Origin of the sequence: Dyadobacter soli, from assembly GCF_900101885.1 — a bacterium.
In the GTDB taxonomy this organism is placed as follows: domain Bacteria; phylum Bacteroidota; class Bacteroidia; order Cytophagales; family Spirosomataceae; genus Dyadobacter; species Dyadobacter soli.
In genome coordinates this window covers 124,836-146,493 of sequence record NZ_FNAN01000005.1, presented here as the reverse complement: position 1 = coordinate 146,493, position 21,658 = coordinate 124,836, and the positions used below count along the sequence as shown (strand labels likewise).

Below are 21,658 nucleotides of genomic sequence, written 5' to 3'. Positions count from 1 at the left end.
TAAGGAAACGGTTCGACATTTGTTCATTTGCGAATGCAAAAAGCCCCTCAACGAAAATTGAGGGGCTCTTTTGCATTCGCAGAATTCCAAACCAATACAACGCAGATGAAGTAAAAAGCTATTCTTGTATTCTCTACATTATCATTCATCTATCGATCCAAACCTCGAACTGTCCAATTGGCACTTTGTCGTTGGCCAGATAGCGAACCGGGACTTTGGCCTGGATTGCCTTTTTGCCAAGAATTTGGTCCAGCTGACTTTTCAGGGTTTCTGCCGTCTGGCTTTCGTTGGGATGAAAGTATTTCACCGCATTACCAAACGGCATCTTATTGCTGATATGCTGAATGGAAGGTACAATGGCGCCTTTTTCGAGCAATGCTGCTTTCAAGGTGTCGGAAACCCGGCTGCCCTTGCGGTCGTGGATGTAAACGATCAGGCCCAAAAAGGGTTTGGGCGCCTCGGCTGCCACAGGGGGTAACGCAATCTCATAACCTGCCGAAATATGCGGTCTGGACGGATTGGGCTTTACTTTGGGTTTCTCCGGCTCCTTGGTGATCAGCGAAACCCGCCAGGTATTCAGCTGTTTGTTAAGATCCTGAATGCTGTCGTTCATCACTTTAAGCCGGTCTTCCGAAACTTTAAGTTGATTGTTCGCGTGCTTCACCTGGATCAGTAACACAATGGTCGAGATAATGAAAACAACGGCCAATGCCAGCGCCAGCACGCTTTGCTTTTTTAGAGAAGTAATTTCCCGGCTGAGGCGGCTTTGTGCGTGTTCAAATTCTTGAAGAGTGCTCATAGGGTTCGGAAAGATTATAAGAGCCGGAGTTTTTTGCGCATGGACTCGTCTACCAGCTCGGGGTTCAATTCGGCTGTTACATACCGCTGCTGGTTTTTAAAACCAAAAATCCCGACACAGCAGGAAGCAACACCGATACCGGCGACTTTGATGTCGTCCTGAAAGAAAATCCCGTATGCGATAATGGCCAAACCAAGCGTGAACAGCAGAGCCGAAAGCCATATTTGTCCGCGGTCCCAGAGTGAGCCACCCGATATCAATTCTTTCCGGCCGGGTGTGATGACCCCTATTTTCCACCAGTCCCTGCTGTCGAGCTCCGAAAATCCTTCCCTGACAAATAGCTCCCACCGGTCGTTCTCGTCGCTGTTTTCTTTGCCAAGGCCACGCCAGTGGATCAATGCCGTCGACGTTTCAGGCGCAATCCGTCCGTCCTTGATCATCGTGTTAACCGCGTGCTCGAATGCCTCCCGAATCGTGTAGTCAGTGGAAGAGACGGCTTCATAAAAGCATTCCGAGAAGTCTTTGGCAACGCCGTCATTAACCTTTCCCCGGGTAGCGATCACGGCCTTCACGTTTTGCTCAAACAGGAGGTTAACCTGATCGTGGGTCGCGCAGCCATTCAAAAACACGACTTTCAGGTTTTGCGCTTCACCGAGCAATCCGGCGAGTCCTTTGGCATAAGCGGAGCCATCTTTGAAAAGCAACTGCTGCGAGCCAGCATGCCCGCTGAAATGAAACAGGATGATCCGGTGCTTGAATGCGCGGATATCGTCGTCGATCTGCCTCGCGTCCGCCGCGCCACGCGCCGGGTACAGCACATTAATGCTTTTGGGTGAAGCTGTTTGCTGATACTTCTCCCAGGAATCGGTGATGGCGCGGTATTCGTCCTGTAAAAAATCCAGATAAGGATCGTTCGGATCCCCGCTTTGGGAAAAGTAGGACAACACCACAGGCGTGTTAATGGGGCTGCTGTTGGACGTACTGGCAGACATACTGGTTACAGACTGATTTCTTCCTTTATAAATATAGTTTCAATTTGTTGTATAACAGCATGTTTAATGGATATCACTTTAATTTTTAACCTTACAGGTGTTTTACAAGTCTCTATTGTCCACTCACGGACATGAACTTGTTCATATTTGAACACGCAACGTATCCATTTCCTGCATTATGGGCTCTCTACGGCACTTTTGACCCTAGGCATGGCATTTGATTTAACTTATTATATCTAATAAGAGAATCGGTGTTTATGAAAAAAACAATCCTGGGAGAATTGGAGGAGCTTGTACTGCTGGTGGTCGCAGCCAGCAGCGAGCATATATATGGTGTTCCCGTAATGGAGCAGCTTCAAGTTCACACCGGGCGCACTTTTACCATAGGCGCCGTGCATACCACATTGTACAGGCTCGAAGAAAAGGGCTTTTTGTCTTCATCCATTGGTGGCGCCACCACCGACAGAGGTGGAAGGCGTAAGCGCCTGTTTACGCTGACGACGGCAGGCGCTAATGTATTGGCAGAGATCCGGGCAATGCGGGAAAGTCTCTGGCAATCCATTCCCGAGGATAAACTCAGACTTTTAGGCGCTAACTAAGTTCAATAAAAACGTGATTAGAAAACATCAACACGAACGTCGGGACGCCCAGCCTCCGCGGTGGGCCGACAAGCTCCTCGAATGGTTTGTGGCACCGCATTTGCTCGAATTTGTGCAGGGAGATCTGCACGAAGCTTTCCATAAACAAGTCGCACTGGCGGGAGCCACCCGTGCGCGTCGTGCGTATGTGTGGGCTGTTTTTCAATGCCTCACCCCTTTCTTCTATCAACGAAAAGCTAATTCAAAACATCCTAAACCCGCATTTACCGATATGCTTCATTCCTACTTCACCACCGCCCGGCGCAACCTCGCCAAAAACAAATTATACACAGGTATCAATGTATTCGGGCTCGCCCTGGGCATGGCGTGCGCGCTGCTTATCGGTTTGTGGGTCAAAGACGAGCTGAGCTACAACCGCTTTCTGCCCGGAGCAAGTGATGTCTATTTTGTGAGGACCAACTCCACCAATCACAGTACGGGGGAGATCGGTACCGGGGAAGTTACCCCAGGGCCATTGCAGGATGCCATTTCCAAAGATGTGCCGGAAGTGGCGGCCGCAACGAAGATCAATCCCTGGTTGGAACTGCTGGTGAAAGTAGGAGAAAAAAGCGCGAAGGAAAAGGGATATTATGCGACAGATGATTTCTTCGCAGTATTTGACCTGCCGGTTTTGAAAGGTAACCCGCGCATTGCGCTTGCACAGAAAAATCAGGTGGTCATAACCCAAAAACTGGCCGACAAATACTTTCCCGATACCGATCCGCTGGGAAAAACTTTGCAGCTCAACAATGAAAAGTTCTATGTAGTCGGCGCCGTGCTGCGTGACCTGCCCAGCAATTCCACATTAAGATTCGGCTGGGTTGTCAACTGGAAAGAGCAGGAGCAGCCGTGGCAGAAAACCTGGGGTAACAGTTCGTTTCTTACCTATCTAAAGCTGAGGCCAAATACATCCCGGGCCCAGGCAGAGCAGAGCATGGAAGACATTTACCGCCGCTACACCGACAAGGACAATACCACCGTTCCGATCCTTCAAGCGATTACGGACGTTTACCTCTACGGCGATTACAAAATGGGCAAGCCGGTCGGCGGGCGCATCGAGTATGTACGCGTGTTCTCCGTAGTAGCGGCATTCCTTCTGTTAATTGCCTGCATCAATTTTATGAACCTTGCTACTGCCCGCTCGGCCACACGGGCCAAAGAAGTGGGTGTACGAAAAGTGGTAGGCGCATTTCGCTCGTCACTGATCGGGCAATTTTTAAGTGAATCGATACTAACCAGCGTGCTTGCCCTCGCCCTGGCATTAGCGGCGGTTTGGCTGGCGTTACCTACATTCAATGAGTTGTTCGGAAAACATTTGGTGCTGGACTTTACCAGCCCGGAACTATGGGGCGGAATTCTGGCACTGACGCTCCTCACCGGGCTTTTGGCAGGAAGCTACCCGGCGTTGTTTTTGTCTGCATTAAAGCCAATAAAAATACTGAAAGGCAAGTTGCAGTTTGGCAATGGCCCGGCACTCTTCCGGCGGATACTTGTGACGTTTCAATTTTCGCTATCCATCTTCCTCATCGTAGGCATGCTGACCGTAAGTAAACAAATGCAATACCTGCGTACGACAAACCTGGGCCTGGACCGTGAAAATGTGATTTACCTCCCTTTGGAAGGCAATGTGAGCAAACCTGAAAAGATGGAAGCATTCCGGCAGGAAGTAATGCGGCAACCGGCCGTAGCGTCGGCATCGGTAACGGGTATGCTTCCCGTCAATATACAGTCTACATCCGGCGATCTGACCTGGCCGGGCAAAGACCCGAACCTGGATGCATCGGTCACCGCGATGACCGTCGGCGCAGATTTTGTCCGGACCATGAATATCCAGCTGGTGGACGGCAGGGATTTTCGTGCCGGTAGCGCGGCGGATTCGTCGGCCTACCTGATCAACGAGGCGACGGCGCGGCTGATGGGCGAAGAAAATCCGGTCGGAAAGCAGATCAAGTTCTGGAAAGGCACCGGAGCTGTCATCGGGGTTATGAAAGACTTCCATATGAGTTCGCTGCACCAGGCCATTACACCGCTTGTATTGACGTACATCCCTGAGAATTCGGGCTATTTATTGGTCAAAACAAAGAAAGGACAAACAGAGCAAGCACTGGCTGCGCTCAAAACGGTCGCCGGGGATTTTAACCCTGAATATCCTTTTAACTACCATTTTCTTGATGAAGAGTACGAAGGCCTCTACCGAAGTGAACAGCAGGTGCATACGCTTGTCAACTATTTCGGCGTGCTGGCAATCCTGATTTCTTGCCTGGGGCTGTTCGGACTGGCAGCATTCACCGCTGAGCAGCGTACCAAGGAAATCGGTGTACGTAAAGTACTCGGGGCAAGCGCGTCCAGCATTGTCGGACTACTTTCGTCCGACTTCCTGAAACTGATCCTGATCGCACTCGTGGTGGCCTCCCCGCTCGCATGGTGGGCGCTAAGCAGCTGGCTGGGCACATTCGCATACAGCACAGGATTGAGCTGGTGGATTTTCGCGGTATCCGGCGTCGTCACCACATCCATCGCCTTGCTCACCGTCAGCTCCCAGGCAATCAAAGCCGCATGGGTGAATCCGGTGTCTTCTTTACGGAGTGAGTGACCCCGTAACATCTTTCACGCCGTGCTCCGAAAGCCAGATCCTGAATGCTTCTGTATCGGCTGGGCAAAAGTGGATCACGCGGCCGTTGGTTAGCATGCACGTGAACAGTTCGTTTGCCTGGATAAACCGGACCACCTCGGTTGCGCGGTAGGGAAAATCTGGAAAAACTTCGTTGTTCACCGGCGGCTGAGCGTTTAGTGGTCACATGCTATTGAAAATACCCGCGCATTGAAATGAAGAACAGAGCGGGGTGCCCCCTGCCCTGTTCTTCTCCTGAATAGTAAGTATGCCGCTACTTGGCTATTGCGGCGGGGTTATTGTTTTACAAACCTTAAACTTTCAGTAAAATTGACGCCTTTCAGGATGATGCTGTAAATTCCTGAGGGCAGGTCGGACGCATCCAGTTCGTAATCTTTGCTGTAAATGTCGCTGGTCGGGAGCGACACGACGGTCCGGCCGCTCTGGTTCACAATCTGCACCGAGAATGCCTGGCCTTTGTGCAGCGACGGATGGATTTTCAGCTTGCCGCCCGTTGGGTTCGGGTATACGGCGAGGAAATCCCTGGCGCTTTTCAGCTCGATAGCCCGGATCTGCGAATATTCGAATTTGCCGTCGTAATCCAGCTGCTTCAAACGGAAATAGTATTTTCCGCCGCTAAGGTCTTTAACCGGGTACTGGTAATGCTTTGCCGCGGTGGTGTTTCCGTTCCCGTCTACGAAACCGACTTTGCTGAAAGTTCTCGCGTCGAGGCTCATTTCTATGTCAAAACCGGCGTTGTTGCGTTCTTCGGAAGTCTGCCAGGTAAGCATTGCGGAGTTCTCTGAATCAGGCTTCGCTTCGAACGACACCAGGGTTACCGGCATTGGAGAACCGATGATGAAATTGACATTGGAGATATCAAAGAACACATTGGGCACATGACCCGCCAAAGTACTGGTGCTGGGCGCTATTTTGATCCTCGCCTTGAAAGTATCTACCAGGGGCAGAACCACGGCAGCGGTACCGGCATTGGGCCAGTCCGTTAGCAGCGTGGTCGGAAAAGTCAGCCCACCGTCTGTCGACAGGAAAATATCGACCCGTTTACAATTCACGGGAGCGCCTGCCGTGCCGTTCACACTCCACATCACCGTCATGGCGCCACCTAGCGGATAGGTGCCTGTCGGCCCCAGCAAGCTGCCCGGCGTATCGTTGGTAATGAGGAACGGTCCTGAGTCATCTACATTTACAGTCACTTCGGCCGAGCTGACGCCGCTGTCATTGTCACGGACGGTCAATTTGTGGGTGGTCGCAATACCTATTGAAGGCAATTTATCACCGATTGCGTAGTTCGATCCATCCAGGATCGCTTCCAGCCTGGGGTAATATCGGGTTCCGGCATCAGGGCCTGTACTCGCGGAAACGGGGGCGTACGATCTGAAAAACGGCGGGCGTGAAGGATCCGAGATGGTAGCGGCGGTAAGCAAAGCCTTGTTGCTTTCATCGCTGATATTGGTTCCCTCCCACGAGAAGCTCAACACATCGCCCGCGTCGGCATCGGTGGCCGAACCGGTCAGTACGAACGGTGTCGATTTGGGGATCGTCCAGCTCGTAGCCATTGCATTGATCACGGGCACGGCATTGTTCGTGGCTGACGTGGTGAAGCATGATAACGTTTCGATAAATGCATTGGCCTGATCATAACTGGCTGCGTGGAAATTCAAGATTGGCTGGTAAGTGCCCTCGTAGTCGTCATTGCCAAGCATCCCAAGTCCCGGGTCTGTATTGCTGCAAGTATAGCCGTAGCTCATGATGGTAGTGCCTGATCCCGGTTCTACCGAGGTATCGTGAGCCCTGGTAGTGCAAACCGGAACATTGCTGTTGTAGCTATGGCCCATATCAAACTGGTGCCCTACCTCATGCTGGATCAGCTGCTGATCGAATACATCCGGATAGGAGCCGTCACCGACCCCTGAAACCCCCTGCCCCTTTGAGGAAGGATCACACACCGACCCGCGCGCGGCGATACCGCCACCCGAACTGCCGGCATAACCCAGCACGTGCCCGATGTCGTAACCGGCAGTCATGACGTTGTCGAGATGTTCCTGGTTTTCGTCGAGCATCGTGCTCTGGTTGTCATTCGTATACGGATCGCTGGCCGCGTCGGTGTAAACGATCGTTTCATCGCTAACCAGTTCGAACGATACACTTAACTCTTTTCTGTATACGGCATTCATGTTGTTGACGTAGTTCGTCAGCGCGGCATAGGCAAGCGCGGCCGTTCCGCCTTTGTTTGCCGTAAACTCCGCATCGGCTGCCATTGCCAGCCGGAAGGTTCTCAAAGTGGCTCCTGTCGATGCAGTCGCGGCAGTTCTTTTATTCTGTCCGTTGGTATTCAATTGTTTCACACGGCTTTCGCTGTCAATTGTTCCGCAATGGTTATTGGACGTTTTCTCGGTGGCATCTTTCGGGCTGATCGCGTCGCGCGAGAAGTAGCTTCTGTAAATGCTGTCGGCCGCATTCAAATCAATTTTTTCAAAATAAACAGCATCGCTTCCTGCGCCCAGGATGATCGCGCTGAATCCCGCCTGGGTAAAATTGATACGAACCGAATAGGCCTTATTCGTAATGCCTTTTCCGGCATAGGTCTTGATTTCCGGATGTTTCGCCGCAATCGCAGGCGCAAGAATAGGCGATTCGAAAATATCGAAAAGCACCACATTTCCGTCTGGCAACGGTATTTCGAGGGTACGTCCGACGGCATTCTTTTTACCGAATTCAAGTGGCGCGCCAGCGAGGTATGCTTTCAGGTTTTTAGTTTGAATATTAAAAACCGAATGCCTGGTTAAATGGGTAACCGACCGGGCCGAAGGATTATCGCTGGATTCTACCTTGGTAAAGAACCCTTTCTGCGCTGATGCAAACTGAAAGGACAAGGCAAACAGAACGGTTAAAAGTCTCTTCATAGATGAACAAGATTTGGTTTGATAAACGAACGATTGATTAATTGTCGGAAGCCTTACTGGCAATCATCCACGGTGCTGTACCCCAAGGATGTATCGATGGGCGCATATTGAATACTTCATGTAGAGGAGGGGGTAAATCAACGCGTATCAGCGGATTGTTTCTGGCTGGAACACAACAAAATTATCGCATGTAACCGGCGGCGGCGCCAGGAAAAATTTAATCGTTTATTAAAAAAAGTATTTGTTGCATTTAATAAATTTAATAGCACGTCGAAGGACTACTATCGCCGATTTTCCCTATCATTGTCACTGAAATTCCCCGATCGTTATTTCTTTTCCGGCATGAGCATTCAGATCATCATCGCAGAAGATCATCCGCTGATTTTGGCGGGTATACAATTTCTTTTGATGGCTCATAAACCGGAAGCGGTAATTACCTGCACGAGCGATTTCAATAAGACCATCGCAATGCTTGAAAAGCGGAGTTTCGACCTGCTGATCATGGATATTAACCTGCCGGGCGGCGACAAAGTGGCGATGGTCCATTCCGTCCGGCTCCGGCAGCCCGAACTGCCGATCCTGGTTTGTTCCAGCTACGACGAGCAGCTTTATGCAGTACCGTTTTTAAAGGCGGGCGCCAACGGCTATATCTCCAAAACAGCCATCAATGACGACTTCACAAAAGCGGTAGACCACGTCCTGAGCGGGCGTACCTACGCGAGCCCGGAGGTAATGCAGCAGGCATTCGCCAAGTTGCTGGGTTCCAGGGAAACAACCGACACGACTACGGAGAAACTTTCCGAAAGGGAACTGGATGTGGCACAGTTGTTAGTGAAAGGACAGTCTACCAAAAATATCGGGGAGCAGCTCAGCCTCTCGTCTTCGTCGATCAGCATTTACAAATCCAAAATCTTCGAAAAGCTCGGCGTAAGCAATGTAATCGAACTGACCAAGTATTTCCAGGTCAATGAGTAACGTACCGGCTCAATGGTCGCTTCTTCCCAAATATGTACCGGTGTTGCTGCTGTACATAGCATTGCTATTGCCCGGCCGGATAATCGCACAGCAACAGCCGGAAGGATATTGGTTACAGCATTTTACCGATGAAAACGGGCTTCCGCAGAACAGCGTTAAAGCGATTGCACAGGACCGGAACGGCTTCATATGGCTAACGACCGAAGCCGGACTGGCTCGCTTCGACGGCCATCGTTTTATAACGTTTGAAAAATCGGTATTGCCGCTTTTGAGCAACCGCTTCCGCTGGTTCGTTCCGTCACCGCAACCGGGTGCAGGCAACGCCCCGGAGTTTTATGCATTGTCTGAAAAGAACGAATACGTGGCTATCCTTTCCAATGGGCTTGCATCTGTCGACACCGCTTTCTATGATAACTATAAAAAAATCAATCCATTAGCCCGGAACGAGATCAGGCATAACAGTATACTGCAAGGTTACCCGGCGCAGTACCCCGTTGTTCCCGACTCGGAACATTATTTCACTTCTTCCGGAAACGGCATCTCCTATGTGTGGCAGGGCGCGGAAATTTACGGTTTTCAAAATGGCAAACGCCTTTTTAAGGCCAGCGGAGCTTTTAAGCAATTCTTTCTCATAGGACGCATTCCTTATGCATTGGATTTGAATGGGAATTTTAAATCCATCGGCGCTACGGTCGGCAATGTGGTTGTCGGGGGTGATATCCTGGCCAATAGGCGGTTTTCGGGCAACAATTTCCAGCTTTTCTGGAACAACGTTTCGCGCCAGGCATTTTTATATCTTGATAGCTCGCTGTACATCGTCCAATCATCGGCAGCCGGAAAGCTCCATACCCAGCTCATCTTGAAAGACTTTGACCTCGAAAAAACCAAAATCACCTCCTTATTCCTCGATGAAAGCAGCGGTTCGCTGTTCCTCGGCAGCGTAACGAACGGGTTGTACCTTTTCAAGAAGCAGGATTTCTATGCTAACAAGCTGGCTGCCGACAATGCGGACAACGTATATTATGCACAGGTGGCGGGCACCGGGCGTTCCGTACTGTCATCCCAGGGATATGCATTTACGCCGCAGGCCGGTTTGCCAAAGGCCGTAGTTTCACGCACCTCGCCCCTGCTGGAAAAGATCAGGAGCTCATTTTTCATGGTGCGTTGCGCAGACGGCGCGTTCTGGTTCCAGTTCGCATATGACGTTTACAAAATGGACCCGTCCGGAAAAAAAATACTGGCCCACGTCAGGCTGCCCGAAAAAGCTAAATCCCTGAACATCGAGCGAGGCGGCAGGTTATGGGTGGGCTGTGAAACCAATGGGATGTATTCGATCGAAGAAAGCAAGGGCCGGTTTACACCAAAACTCAGGTACAGGCTCAACATCGGCAATTATACGATCCTGGATAGGGAAAACCAAGAAACGATGTTTCTGACTACCGAAAGCGCCATTTACAGGCTGAATACCCGTAGCGGCGCTTTGAAGAAGATCCATGCCCTGGGGAACATGACGGTCCGCAGCGCTTACACCACGCATGACGGCACGTGGATCACTACTTACGGAAATGGTATCTACCTTTTGAGGGGTGAAAAAGTGGTCAAATTTCCGCTGGATGATAACCGCTTTCTCGCTACCGCCCACTGCATCGTCGAAGACCGTAATGGTTTTTTCTGGATCACCACCAACCGGGGACTTTTCCAGGTGGCCAAAAAGCAGTTGCTCGCATATGCGACGCATCAGAAAGGCCTGGTTTATTACCTGTATTACGACAAGCGCAACGGGTTCGCAACCAACGAATTCAACGGTGGCTGTCAGCCATGCGCGGTCACGCTCGCCGACGGAACCGTGTCGCTCCCGTCGATGGATGGACTGATCTGGTTTAAACCGGAAACCGTCAGGCCCGAGCTGCCCAACCGCCAGATTTTCATCAACGAGATCCGCGAGGACGGAAAAACGATCCCCGTAGCCGACTCACTTGAAGTATCCCGTGATTTCGAGCAACTGAGACTGACTATTACGACGCCGTACCTCGGCAACGAGAAAAACCTCCGGATGCAATACACGCTTTCCGGCCCTGGCCGCGCCGAGAGCTGGATGCCGGTCAATCCGGATTTCGTCATCGCATTGCCCGGCCTCGCATATGGAGCCTATGTGTTGAAAATAAGGAATGTGACGGGATTCGGAACGAATGATTATACCTACAAAACCCTGCACCTGCAAGTCCCGCGCGCGTGGCATGAGACCTGGTGGTTCCGGTCGCTGGCAGCATTAGTCTTAACAGGGCTGTTCTTCATAGCGGTAAGGATCAGGTCCGCGTACCATATCAAAAAAGAGCGCGAAGCGAACCTGATCCGGCATTACCGGGTGATCAGCCAGATCATCGCGGCGGTCAATCATGACATTCAGACGCCGCTGCATTACATCGGGTTTTCGCTCCAACAATTCAATGCGTATATCCACAGGCAGGCCGCCGTCGATCCGCTCATCGTCCGGATGAGCGATGAAACGCTCGATACCTCGCAAAGGCTCAATACCCTCACCCGGAACATCCTCGACTACATTAAATTACAAAGCAAATCCCCTGCCGAACGCTGGGAGAAACGTACCGTTAATGTGTCCGCTCTGGTAGTGTCGACTTCCCGATTGTTTGCAGGCATCGCCGCACACCGGGAAATAGCAATCAGGACCGACATCGACCCGGGTTTCACCGTGGAAAGCGACCCAAACCTGCTCGCCATCATCATCCACAACCTGATCGACAACGCCCTGAAAGTGAGCCAATCCGAGCTTACCATATCTGCAAACCAAACCGGGTTACAGGAAATCACGATCGCCGATGATGGAGACGGAATCCCGGCCGAACTGGCAAACTGGCTCAATAAAAACTACAACTCCTACGAGGAATGGCTCCGCGCCTCCCAAAACCCCGGCCAAAAAGGAATAGGCCTGGTGATCGTCAAAGACCTTTGTGTGCTGCTGGGCATTCAGATCCACGCGCGTGTGACCGGCGAAAAAAAGACGTCCATTGCGCTGAAATTTGTGTAATGAACCGAATCCAGCCACAATGCAATACCTGCGAAACAGCAACGGCCAAGATCAATGCCCCGGCCGCTGCTATCTGGTACAATGTAAATTGGTCCTACCTTTTTAAAACTTGAAAGTAATGTTACCTGTAACGCGCAGCGGGTTTTGTGCCGCGAGACGGTACGACCAGTACTTTTCGTTGGTAAGGTTATCGGCCTTGATACCCAGCCTGTACTTGGGTTTGTCGTAAAACAACGAAGCGTCGAGCACGGTATAGGAAGGAATCGTGAATGTAAATGCCTTGGTATTGCTTTGGAACGACTCGCTGCCATAAATCCCGCCGAAACCGATGCCCAGGCCTTTTGCGGCCCCATTGATGAGCCGGTAGCTGATCCACAGGTTGGCCATACGCGGCGGGCCCGCTGTCGTAGGGCGGTATCCCTGCACATTCTCGTTGCTCCGCGTATACTTGCTATCGTTGTAGGTATAGCCTGCGACGATGTTCAGGCCCGGTGCCGGGTTGGCGATCACCTCCACTTCGAAACCTTTGCTCTCCTGGGTACCGTCCTGGATCGAGAAATTGACATGCTCCGGGTCGTCGCGGGTAACGTTGGTCACCGCAATGTCGTAGTAGCTCAATGTAGCCGTCACAAAGTTGTAATCCAGCTTCACACCTGCCTCCCATTGATTCGCCTGGTTGGGTTTGAATGTATTTCCAAAAAAGTCGGAGCCGCTGACGTTGCTGAAACCATTCATATAGTTACCAAAAAGCGATACTTTATCCTTCACGATCTGGTACACGAGACCGAACTTCGGTGACAGGGCAGTTTGCTTAAATGCGCCCGCCGTAGAATCTGAAGCCGGAAAATAGGTTCCGAGGTTGGAATAGCGATCGATGCGGAGACTCGCCATGGCCAGCAAACGGTCGGTAACATTCAGTACGTCCGACACATAGGCGCTGTAAGTCCTTTCGTTTATCGCCACGAAATTGGTAAAGGTCGCAGTTTCAAACAACGGGGCTACTTTGGTGATATTGAAGTTGTTATAAGCATTGCCAGGCTTTTTGAAATTAAGCGCAGGCATATTCACGGAAGCATCGTTACGCGTCGCGCGCAGGCTGTACACGTCCACGCCGGCCACCACGCGGTTGCGCAACGAGCCGATCCGGAAATCGCCGATGAAATTCTGCTGAAAATCCGTTCCGTAATAGGGGTAATCCTGGTTGGTAACCGTTTGGCGAAGCGTAGAATCGGTCAGGATCGTAAGGCCTACCACATAACCGTCGGCCGACGACCGGGTGCGTGACACGATGGTCTGCGACGTCCATTGCGGCGACAGTTTGTATTTGATCTGCCCGAAAATGTTGTACTGCTGCCCGGAATAGTTGATGGTATTATTCGCAAAAGACAGTTTGTAAGGCAATCCAAGGTCGGTAACGCTGCGGGCCGCCCCCTTCGTCGCAGGTGCGACGCGCATAGGTGAAACGGCCTTATAACCGCTGTACTCGACGTCGAGCAGCAGGGTAAGGCGGTCGTTCACCGCATACGAGAAGCTCGGCGCGATCAGGAAACTGCGGTTGAAGCCCGCATCCTGGAAACTCCTTTCGCTGTGCAATGCAGTATTTACCCGCAGCAGCGCCGATTTTTCTTCGTTGAGCGGCGTGTTCAGGTCGACCGTCAGCCGGTTCAGGTCCCAGCTGCCGGCAGAAAACGATACTTCACCTTTAAATGCATTGAATGGCTTCTTGGTAACCCGGTTGAAAAGCCCCCCGAAAGACGACAATGTACTTCCGAACAATGTCGCCGACGGCCCCTTGATCACCTCGATGCGTTCCAGGTTGGCCGGGTCGATGGACGAATACGTAAAACTGCCCACCCCGTTGCGCACGAGCTGGGGCGTAGCGAAACCCCGCGAAATGGACGTAGTACGTCCCTGGTTCCTTATTTCGGCGATACCCGCGCCGGGCACGTTCTTGAAAGCGCTGTTATAGTCGGTCACGACTTGCTCTTTCATCAATTCCTTGCTCACCACGGTGTACACCTGCGGGTTTTCCATGTTTGCAATGGGCATTTTCGAAACATCGTCGCTCTCCTTCTTGGCGAATCGGTTACCCCCGTTGCTGACGATCACCTCGTCGAGTTTGGTGGAAGAAAAATCGAGCTGGACCGCAACCTCGGTGGTGGGCTTTTCCTGGCTAACCGTCGCCTCGGCGGTGGTCGTTTCATAACCTACCATGGAAAACTCGACGGTGTAGGACGCGAATTCCAGGTTTTTGAACTCAAAAGTACCATTGGTATTGGCCACCGTACCTTTGGCTGAATTTTTGAGCTTCACGGAAATACCCTGCGCAGGCGCCCCGTCGATGGTCGTAACCATCCCACGGATCATCCCCGCGTGCGACTGCGCTTTGACCGCGCAACCGGGAGTACAAAGCATTATGATCAGAAAAAAAGACGTCAATGCAAGCCGTGCACGGCAGTCCGATAACACCGAATGGGCAGAGGGGCAGGAATGGATAAGCTGTAACGGAATAATCATATCTTGGGTTGGACTTGTCTACATTATTTAGACCAATTATAAATTGATCCAAAACTAATATGCCGACAAGCAAAATCCAACACATCGAGAAAATTGCTTACCTGTTTCCGTTAGCCATGCCAAGGAAATTGTTTCCGGCGAAGCAATGCTGTAAATCCCTATTCAAAGGTGTAATACATCGTTACCGCGCCGGAAGTAAACGTTTTTGTCTTTGTGAGTTTCAACAGGGTCCGGTCGGCTATCGCGTCCAGCAACGTCAGCCCTTTGCCTGCTACGACGGGAAAAATGGTGAGTTGAAATTCGTCGACCAGGCCCAGGTTTATCAGGGAGGTGATCAGGCTCCTGCTACCGACCAGAATGTCCCCGCCCGGCTGTTCTTTCAGTAACCGCACTTCTTCTCCGAGCTCGTGCTGCGCCAGCCTGGCGCTGTGCCAATCGACTTCTTTTAAAGTACGGGAAAAGACGAGTTTGGGAATCCGGTCCATGCTTAATGCGAAATCATCCATATCCTTCTGGCCGCTCGGATTTTGCACCAGGTCTTTCCAGAACTCCATCAGATGGTAGGTCGTCCTTCCGTACAATGCAATGTCTGCGCTTTTAAGCAGTTCCTCGTAATGCCGGTGGAGCTCCTCGTCGGGGATACCCGCTGTGTGATCACAGTTCCCGTCGAGTGTCATATTGAATGCTGCAATTACCTTTCTCATAACATCTTGTATCTATTGAATGGACATTGAACCACTACAAAAATAGGCCAATGCGACAACCCATTTGGAAGCCATCCTGAACAGATACAGGGGGCATTTGAGACAAGTTACGGGCAACCCGCCTTATTCTTTGTCCATTAGTTCAATCCATTCCCGGACAACCGCTTTCAAATCTTCGCGCCTGGCTTCCACTTCCGCCATGTTGTTGAACCTTGCATAAGCTTTGCCTTTTGTCGCGGGTTCTAATACGTTGCGGGCTGTCAGCAATTCACCTTCGTGAAAAACCAGTACGGCCTGGTCTTTAACCCGGGGTCCGAAGGTTGCCATGTCGCGCTTATAAAAGAAGCTGGGAGCGCCCCATTTTACCGATTCGGTGAGGGAAGGGTTCACTTCCGTAATAATTTGGCGGAGCGCCGCCATTTCCTCCTTACGGGAATGGTTGATTTCTGCGAGAAAATCGTCTACTGCTTTCGATGCCATTGTTAAAGGTGTTGATGTGAAGGCAACCGCCGGTATTGCCAGATATCGTCGAAACGGGCTGCAAACACGCATGCCCGGTACCTATACGGCTTAGGTAAGTGCGAAAATAGAGGCCGTGAGTGACAAAAGAATTAACAAATGTTGAGAAAGCAGGAAAAATTTGATCAAATAAGAGGCAATCACTTTTTTGATACACCAAGCGACTCTTCTATCTGCGCCGCAAGCATATCCGGATTCTGCGACGGCCGGATGGAATGGAACCGACCCGCCGGATCAATAATATAGGTCGTAGGATAGCCCGTAACATTGTAAGATTTAATGATCGGATGCTCGCGCAATTTGTTTTCGGTAAAAACATGGTAGCCCTTCACACCGAATTTCGTGATCGCCTTTTTCCAGGTTTGCTGGTTATCCACGGAAACAGTCAGGAACACGACGCGGTCGTCGTTCTCAAACCGCTTTTTGACAGGTTCGATGGATTTGAAAAGTAAATGGCAGGGCCCGCAGGAGGCAAACCAGAAATCGAGATAGACGGTTTTACCGCGGAATGATTCCAGATTCACTTTTTCCCCTGCCAAATTCTCCATGGAAAACGCCGGGGCCATATCCCCTGCCCTGAGCAGTTTCGTACCGGCCAGCAAATCTGTGATAATTTGCTTCAGGGAATCATCCGTCAGTTGATCGATTGCATTTAACACGGCCTTTTCATTTCCGGTTGAATTTGAAACATCCGATTTGAGCGTCTGGTAAATGACGGGCGAACGTAGCTTTTCCGGCAGCAGGTCCGCGAGGAGCTGGTATTTGCGAGCGGGAAAATCGCTGGTTTGCGGCTGTATATTTTCTTCCAGGTAAATGGATGCGATCGTAGTGAGGGCATCCACGTAAAGTCTGGAATTGTAAAACGCATCGTCGAACCGCAGCAACTCGTGCATTCGCGTTACGGAAGCTTCGCTAAGTTGGTCTTTATGGTTCGACAGAATATTGTTAAACGAATCCCCGAAAATGCCTGCCAGGCCATTATGCTTTGTGATCAGTTCGGTGGCCGAAAGATACCCCAGTAACTGCATCCGGCTTTCACCACGCATCGAGCTGGCTGAGCGGGCAATGCGCGCACCGACGGCGTCTCTCAAACTGTCGATGGCGGCGAACATATAATCGACCGGGAACCTCTGCTTCTTCGCAGCCGCAAGCGCCGTTCTCGACAAAATCTTGATCTGGCCAATGGAATAGGTTATTTCAAATTTGTCTTTACCCGTTCCGCTGTATGAAATGCTGTTGGCGAAATCCGACCGGTCGTATCGGATGGTAATGCTGTCGCCTGGCTCCACCAGCCCTCCAAAATGGTTGGTACCGTCGCTGAAACTCAGGAATGCCGCCCCGGAAATCTCCAACCGGCGGTCGAAGCGCCCTTCCTTCAATGGTATAACAACACCCACGCGCTCGGCATGGAGTGCGTTCGGAACGATCGTGCATTGAAGGTTGTCGTCTCCCGCATTACTAACGGTACCTTGTATGTGCACGACGCCCGCGCACGCAAAGCGCACGGCCAGAAGCATTGCAAAATGCAACAGAAAGATAGTTTTCATGGCTAATGATGGATTGGATACTATGGTTCTACTTCCTCGGGTACCGGACTTTCCTCGTCCAGCAGTATAAATATGTCCTCCACAGGTTTCCCGAAAACCCTGGCAAGCTTGATTGCCAGCACCGCCGAGGGAATGAATTTACCGGTTTCAATCGCAATGATCGCCTGGCGCGACACATCCACGCGTGCGGCCAGGTCCGCCTGCGTCATGCGCCTGATCGCACGCTCCACACGCAACGTATTTTCCAGTTTGACGTTCTGGCTACTCACTCCTCATCCGTTTTAATGTGAACAATATAATAGTAGCGCAGCCCATAGGCGACCAGAAACGCACCGCAGGCCATGCCCATAATCCCCTGAAAGGTGTTTTCGATCTGATAACCGGGCGTACAGTAAACGTAGGCAAATGCAACAAGACCAACCAGGAACTGCGCATACACCGCAAACTGGACCGATTCCAGGCGGATTCGCTCCAAGTACTCGTCGCGTTCCTTCGCCAGAAACACCGCCGCCATCCCGATCACCAGAAAGCATATCGAAACATCGCTCAAAATGGCATTCACTCCCCAGAATTCGGGAGGGTACGGATAAGCGCCATCCGGCAATGTATTACCCGGCAGGATGATCCGGTATACGTTGATGAGCCCCTCGGTGGAAGCAACACAAAAACCCAGCAGCCCGGCAAGAGCCAGGAACACCCCGGCTGCCCGATACCGGGCCGAAGATAGTAGCGCCATTTTTTTGAACGGTTAGTGACGCTGCAATGTAATGAGTGATTTACAAAAAGTAAAGTAAACATTACAAATTTTTAAAACGACTTGCTGATTGACTTAGTCATGTAGCGTTGTCCGGATTTAAAATGCGAAGAGCACTTCTTCCACTTGTACATATATAGCAACGTTACCCGATGCCCCCTTTCGCACTTCTATTTTGTGCATTGTTTCCCTCAGTGACTACCTCGTTAATAAATTTTAAAAATTTTAGAACAAAAAACCACCAATTGCATTAGTAGCCCAATAAAATTACTATTTTTAAAAAAAATTCAAAATTAACCCTCTGTTCACGTCAGTTATTGCCAATTTAATTACTTTTTAATAAAAATTTCAAGTTTTGCCTATGCCGTAACCCTCTACGTTCAATCCCTACCAACAACAAGAAGCCTCAAAGTCAGCACTTTAACGGACTTCGATTGCCCGGTCGTCTCTCGGAGATGGCACGGAGCCTCTATGCCAAAATTTATCCTAAATTTAACCGTTCAGACTTATGAAAAGAAAGCAAGAAGTAAAGTGTCCGCTATGGATGAAACTTACTTTTTACCAGATCGCCGCGCTCACGGCTTCCGTGGGCACGACCTTTGCCGCGCCGGCACCCTCCGGAGCCGTCGCAAGCCACAAGAGTGCCAAACTGGTTGCCGCAAGAGGAGTAACAGGCCGCGTAACCGACAATAAAGGAGAGGCTGTACCAGGTACCACCGTAGTAATAAAGGGTAGTGAAACCGGTACAATTACCGATGCCGAAGGTAAGTATTCGATCGATGTGCCTAACGACCAGGCCATTCTGATATTTTCTTCCATTGGTTTCACCCGCAAAGAAGTAACGGTAGGATCGCAAAGTGTGTTGGACGTGGTGTTGGAAACATCTGCCGCTACCCTCGATGAAGTGGTTGTAACGGCTTTGGGTATCCAGAGAGACAAAAAAGCGCTGACCTACGCCACCCAGCAAATCGGCGGACAGGAACTGAGAGCGGCCGCCAATACCAACTTTGTAGACGCCCTGAACGGTAAGGCCGCAGGTATCGACATCAAAGTAAGCAGCTCAGGAGCAGGCGGTTCCACCAGAGCAGTGCTTCGCGGTAACAAGTCACTGCAAGGATCCAGCGAAGCACTTTACGTGATCGATGGTATCCCGATGGTGAATAATAAGCGCGGACAGCCCGGTTCTTACGGTGGAACGGACGGTGGAGATGGTCTTTCAGCCATCAACCCGGCAGATATTGAAAGTATCAGCATCCTGAGAGGCGCGAATGCTTCCATTCTTTATGGTAGCCAGGGAGCCAACGGGGTGATCCTGATCACCACCAAAAAGGGTAAGGAAGGCAAGCTGTCGGTGGATTTCAATTCCAGCGCGGTTTTGGAAAAGGTATCAGGCCTGCCCGACTTCCAGTACCGCTATGGCAGTGTAGGCGGCGATTACAGCTGGACGCCTACGGGAACGGCAGTGGTGAAATCGGATAACTACCAGAAGGATTACATCGATAATTTCTTCCGGACCGGCGCCACATATACCAACTCCGTGGCTATCACTGGCGGGAACAACAAAACAAACGTTTACTTCTCGTACGCCAACATTTCTTCCAAAGGTATCATGCCAACAAATACCTACCAGAAGAATAACTTCTCGTTCCGCCAAAGCACCAAATTGCTGAAAGACAAGATGACAATCAGCTCAGGTGTGATCCTCTCGGCGGAAGAATCGAAGAACCGTCCGGGCGCGGGTTACTACAACAACCCATTGACCGGTTTGTACCTCTTTGCCCGCGACCGCGATTTCAACGATTACAAAACCAACTACGCGGTGTTCAATAAGGACCGGAATATGGACAAGATGAACTGGTATTCCACCGAAGAGAAACAGAACAACCCTTACTGGGAGCTTAACAGAAACCCCAAGCTGCAATCGTACAAAAGGCTCATTGCCAACGTAAAACTGTCTTACGATATCATAGAAAACCTGCGTTTCGACGTACGTGCCAACATCGACTATAACAACGTGCTGGACGACAAGCGTTACGCTGCGGCAGGTAACTCCGTGAGTGTAAGCCCGAATGGCACATGGGCCTACACGAGATATACCGATCAGTCGATTTACTCGGATGGTATCCTTACGTACAACAAGAGCTTCGGCGATTTCAGCCTTACCGCATTGGCCGGTCTTAGCTACCAGAAGAACAAATACAACGATGGTATGACCGTGAACAACGGAACGGTTTCGTTGCAGTACCCCAATGTATTTACGTTCTCGAACATGCCTTACAATGTCATTTTCTACAATCACCCGGATTATAGCAATACCATTAAAAAAGGCGCATTTGCGAACTTGTCATTGGGTTTCAAGGATTTCCTGTTCCTGGATCTGGCCGGACGTAACGACTGGGCTTCTACCCTGGCGCTTACCGGTAACCAGTCGTATTTCTACCCGTCTATCGGTGGATCTGCCGTACTGAGCCAGATACTGAACCTGCCTCAGGCTATTTCGTTGCTGAAAGTACGGGCATCGTTCTCGCAAACTGCCAACGAGGTGCCTTACAACAGAGTACTTCCATTGAGTGCCATCGGCGGCGCGGGTGGTCCAAGCGGCATCGGCGGTATCAACCGTCCTACACAGGTGCCTTTCACCAACCTGAAACCTGAAAAAATTGTTGCCAACGAGTACGGTATCGAAACCAAGTTCTTCCACAACAAGCTGGGACTCGATTTCACCTATTACAATGGCGTGAGCACCAACCAGTTCCTTTCGCTGACGGCACCTTCGGGCTCGGGTTACACTACTTATTACGTAAATGCGGGGCGGATCGAGAACAATGGATTTGAGCTTACCCTGACTGCCGAGCCTGTCCGCACGGATCATTTCACCTGGAATACGACGGTAAATGCTTCTCAGAACAAGAACAAAATCGTAGAGCTGATCGCGTCGAACCCTAATTATCAGGTAGGCGGTGATAACGAAGGTTTCGCGTCGATTATCAAAGCAGGCGGTTCTTTCAATGATGTTTACATTTACAAATTTGCACGCAACGATGCAGGACAGATCATCCTCGATGCCAATGGCGTTCCTACCAAGGCCGCTACGCAAACCAAAGTAGGCAACGTGAACCCCAAGCTGCTGCTGGGATGGACCAACACCTTCAACTATCGCAACTTCTTCGCCAATGTGCTGGTGAACGGTAAATTCGGCGGTGTTGCATTCTCCAAAACAGAGGCCTTCCTCGATTCCTACGGTGTGAGCGAAAGATCTGCCGAAGCGCGTGACGCCGGTTCGGTACCTATCAATGCGGTTAAACCGGAAGGTACAGCCGTTACTTCCATTGATCCTTACACCTATTATTCTGCTATCGGTGACAGGAACAAGATCATGGAACCGTACGTGTTCAAAAGAACGAACGTCCGCCTGGGCCAGCTTGTGGTCGGTTATAATTTCAAAACCAAAGGCGGCGTGCTGAAAGACGCTTCTATCTCGTTCGTGGGCAGAAACTTGTTCTTCTTCTACAAAAAAGCGCCTTTCGATCCTGAACAGGCCATGAGTACGAACAATGATTTGCAGTCGACCGACGTATTTGGTTTGCCATCTACAAGATCGTACGGTTTGAACCTGAAATTGTCTTTCTAAA

15 protein-coding genes are annotated in these 21,658 nt (G+C 50.8%); 5 read left to right on the top strand and 10 right to left on the bottom strand.

The features are described from left to right. Window positions 1–145 precede the first annotated feature (145 nt). Together BLQ88_RS09145 and BLQ88_RS09140 are read right to left on the bottom strand one after the other, a co-directional pair. The gene (locus BLQ88_RS09145) at window positions 146–799 is read right to left on the bottom strand and encodes a hypothetical protein (protein ID WP_090148614.1); all 654 of its coding nucleotides are present in this window, start codon (window positions 797–799) and stop codon (window positions 146–148) included. 14 nt (window positions 800–813) lie between these two features. Beyond that, window positions 814–1,791: a CHAT domain-containing protein gene (locus BLQ88_RS09140; RefSeq protein ID WP_090148612.1), complete on the bottom strand. Its 978-nt coding sequence runs from the start codon at window positions 1,789–1,791 to the stop codon at window positions 814–816. Between the two features lie 257 nt (window positions 1,792–2,048). Between BLQ88_RS09140 and BLQ88_RS09135 the strand changes: the two genes are divergently transcribed. After that, window positions 2,049–2,390: a PadR family transcriptional regulator gene (locus BLQ88_RS09135; protein ID WP_090148611.1), complete on the top strand. Its 342-nt coding sequence runs from the start codon at window positions 2,049–2,051 to the stop codon at window positions 2,388–2,390. A 13-nt stretch (window positions 2,391–2,403) separates the two neighbouring features. Further along, a complete protein-coding gene (locus tag BLQ88_RS09125) occupies window positions 2,404–5,022 on the top strand; it encodes an ABC transporter permease (RefSeq protein WP_229212635.1) in 2,619 nt (872 codons plus the stop codon). Here BLQ88_RS09125 and BLQ88_RS09120 read toward each other — a convergent pair. Then, window positions 5,008–5,202 (bottom strand): hypothetical protein, encoded by a 195-nt coding sequence (locus BLQ88_RS09120; protein ID WP_090148606.1) that lies wholly within the window; start codon window positions 5,200–5,202, stop codon window positions 5,008–5,010. The two genes, BLQ88_RS09125 and BLQ88_RS09120, sit on opposite strands and share 15 nt — an antisense overlap. A gap of 134 nt (window positions 5,203–5,336) precedes the next feature. Then, on the bottom strand, window positions 5,337–7,964 hold the full coding sequence (locus tag BLQ88_RS09115; protein ID WP_090148605.1) for a zinc-dependent metalloprotease: 2,628 nt from the start codon (window positions 7,962–7,964) through the stop codon (window positions 5,337–5,339). Between the two features lie 303 nt (window positions 7,965–8,267). Here BLQ88_RS09115 and BLQ88_RS09110 point away from each other — a divergent pair, with 303 nt between their 5' ends. Together BLQ88_RS09110 and BLQ88_RS09105 are read left to right on the top strand one after the other, a co-directional pair. Beyond that, window positions 8,268–8,939 (top strand): response regulator transcription factor, encoded by a 672-nt coding sequence (locus BLQ88_RS09110; protein WP_090148603.1) that lies wholly within the window; start codon window positions 8,268–8,270, stop codon window positions 8,937–8,939. Then, a complete protein-coding gene (locus BLQ88_RS09105; protein ID WP_090148602.1) occupies window positions 8,932–11,985 on the top strand; it encodes a sensor histidine kinase in 3,054 nt (1,017 codons plus the stop codon). Before BLQ88_RS09110 ends, BLQ88_RS09105 begins: the two co-directional genes overlap by 8 nt. A gap of 102 nt (window positions 11,986–12,087) precedes the next feature. On the opposite strand, the gene BLQ88_RS09100 is transcribed toward BLQ88_RS09105, so the two are convergent. The 6 genes from BLQ88_RS09100 to BLQ88_RS09075 all read right to left on the bottom strand — a co-directional run bounded on the left by BLQ88_RS09100 (window position 12,088) and on the right by BLQ88_RS09075 (window position 18,008). Then, complete coding sequence (locus tag BLQ88_RS09100; protein ID WP_218132899.1) at window positions 12,088–14,502, bottom strand: TonB-dependent receptor; 2,415 nt, start codon at window positions 14,500–14,502, stop codon at window positions 12,088–12,090. Between the two features lie 158 nt (window positions 14,503–14,660). Continuing rightward, on the bottom strand, window positions 14,661–15,206 hold the full coding sequence (locus BLQ88_RS09095) for a dihydrofolate reductase family protein (RefSeq protein WP_090148599.1): 546 nt from the start codon (window positions 15,204–15,206) through the stop codon (window positions 14,661–14,663). Between the two features lie 123 nt (window positions 15,207–15,329). Further along, window positions 15,330–15,686, bottom strand: a complete 357-nt coding sequence (locus BLQ88_RS09090) for a DUF1801 domain-containing protein (protein WP_090148597.1) — start codon at window positions 15,684–15,686, stop codon at window positions 15,330–15,332. Between the two features lie 179 nt (window positions 15,687–15,865). Then, entirely contained in the window at window positions 15,866–17,272 is a 1,407-nt protein-coding gene (locus tag BLQ88_RS09085) for a TlpA family protein disulfide reductase (protein ID WP_090148595.1), read from the bottom strand. Window positions 17,273–17,292: 20 nt separating this feature from the next. Then, window positions 17,293–17,541 (bottom strand): helix-turn-helix transcriptional regulator, encoded by a 249-nt coding sequence (locus BLQ88_RS09080; RefSeq protein WP_229212634.1) that lies wholly within the window; start codon window positions 17,539–17,541, stop codon window positions 17,293–17,295. Further along, complete coding sequence (locus BLQ88_RS09075; RefSeq protein ID WP_090148594.1) at window positions 17,538–18,008, bottom strand: hypothetical protein; 471 nt, start codon at window positions 18,006–18,008, stop codon at window positions 17,538–17,540. Before BLQ88_RS09075 ends, BLQ88_RS09080 begins: the two co-directional genes overlap by 4 nt. Before the next feature lie 526 nt (window positions 18,009–18,534). Here BLQ88_RS09075 and BLQ88_RS09070 point away from each other — a divergent pair. Then, window positions 18,535–21,657 (top strand): SusC/RagA family TonB-linked outer membrane protein, encoded by a 3,123-nt coding sequence (locus tag BLQ88_RS09070; RefSeq protein ID WP_090148592.1) that lies wholly within the window; start codon window positions 18,535–18,537, stop codon window positions 21,655–21,657. Window position 21,658 lies beyond the last annotated feature (1 nt).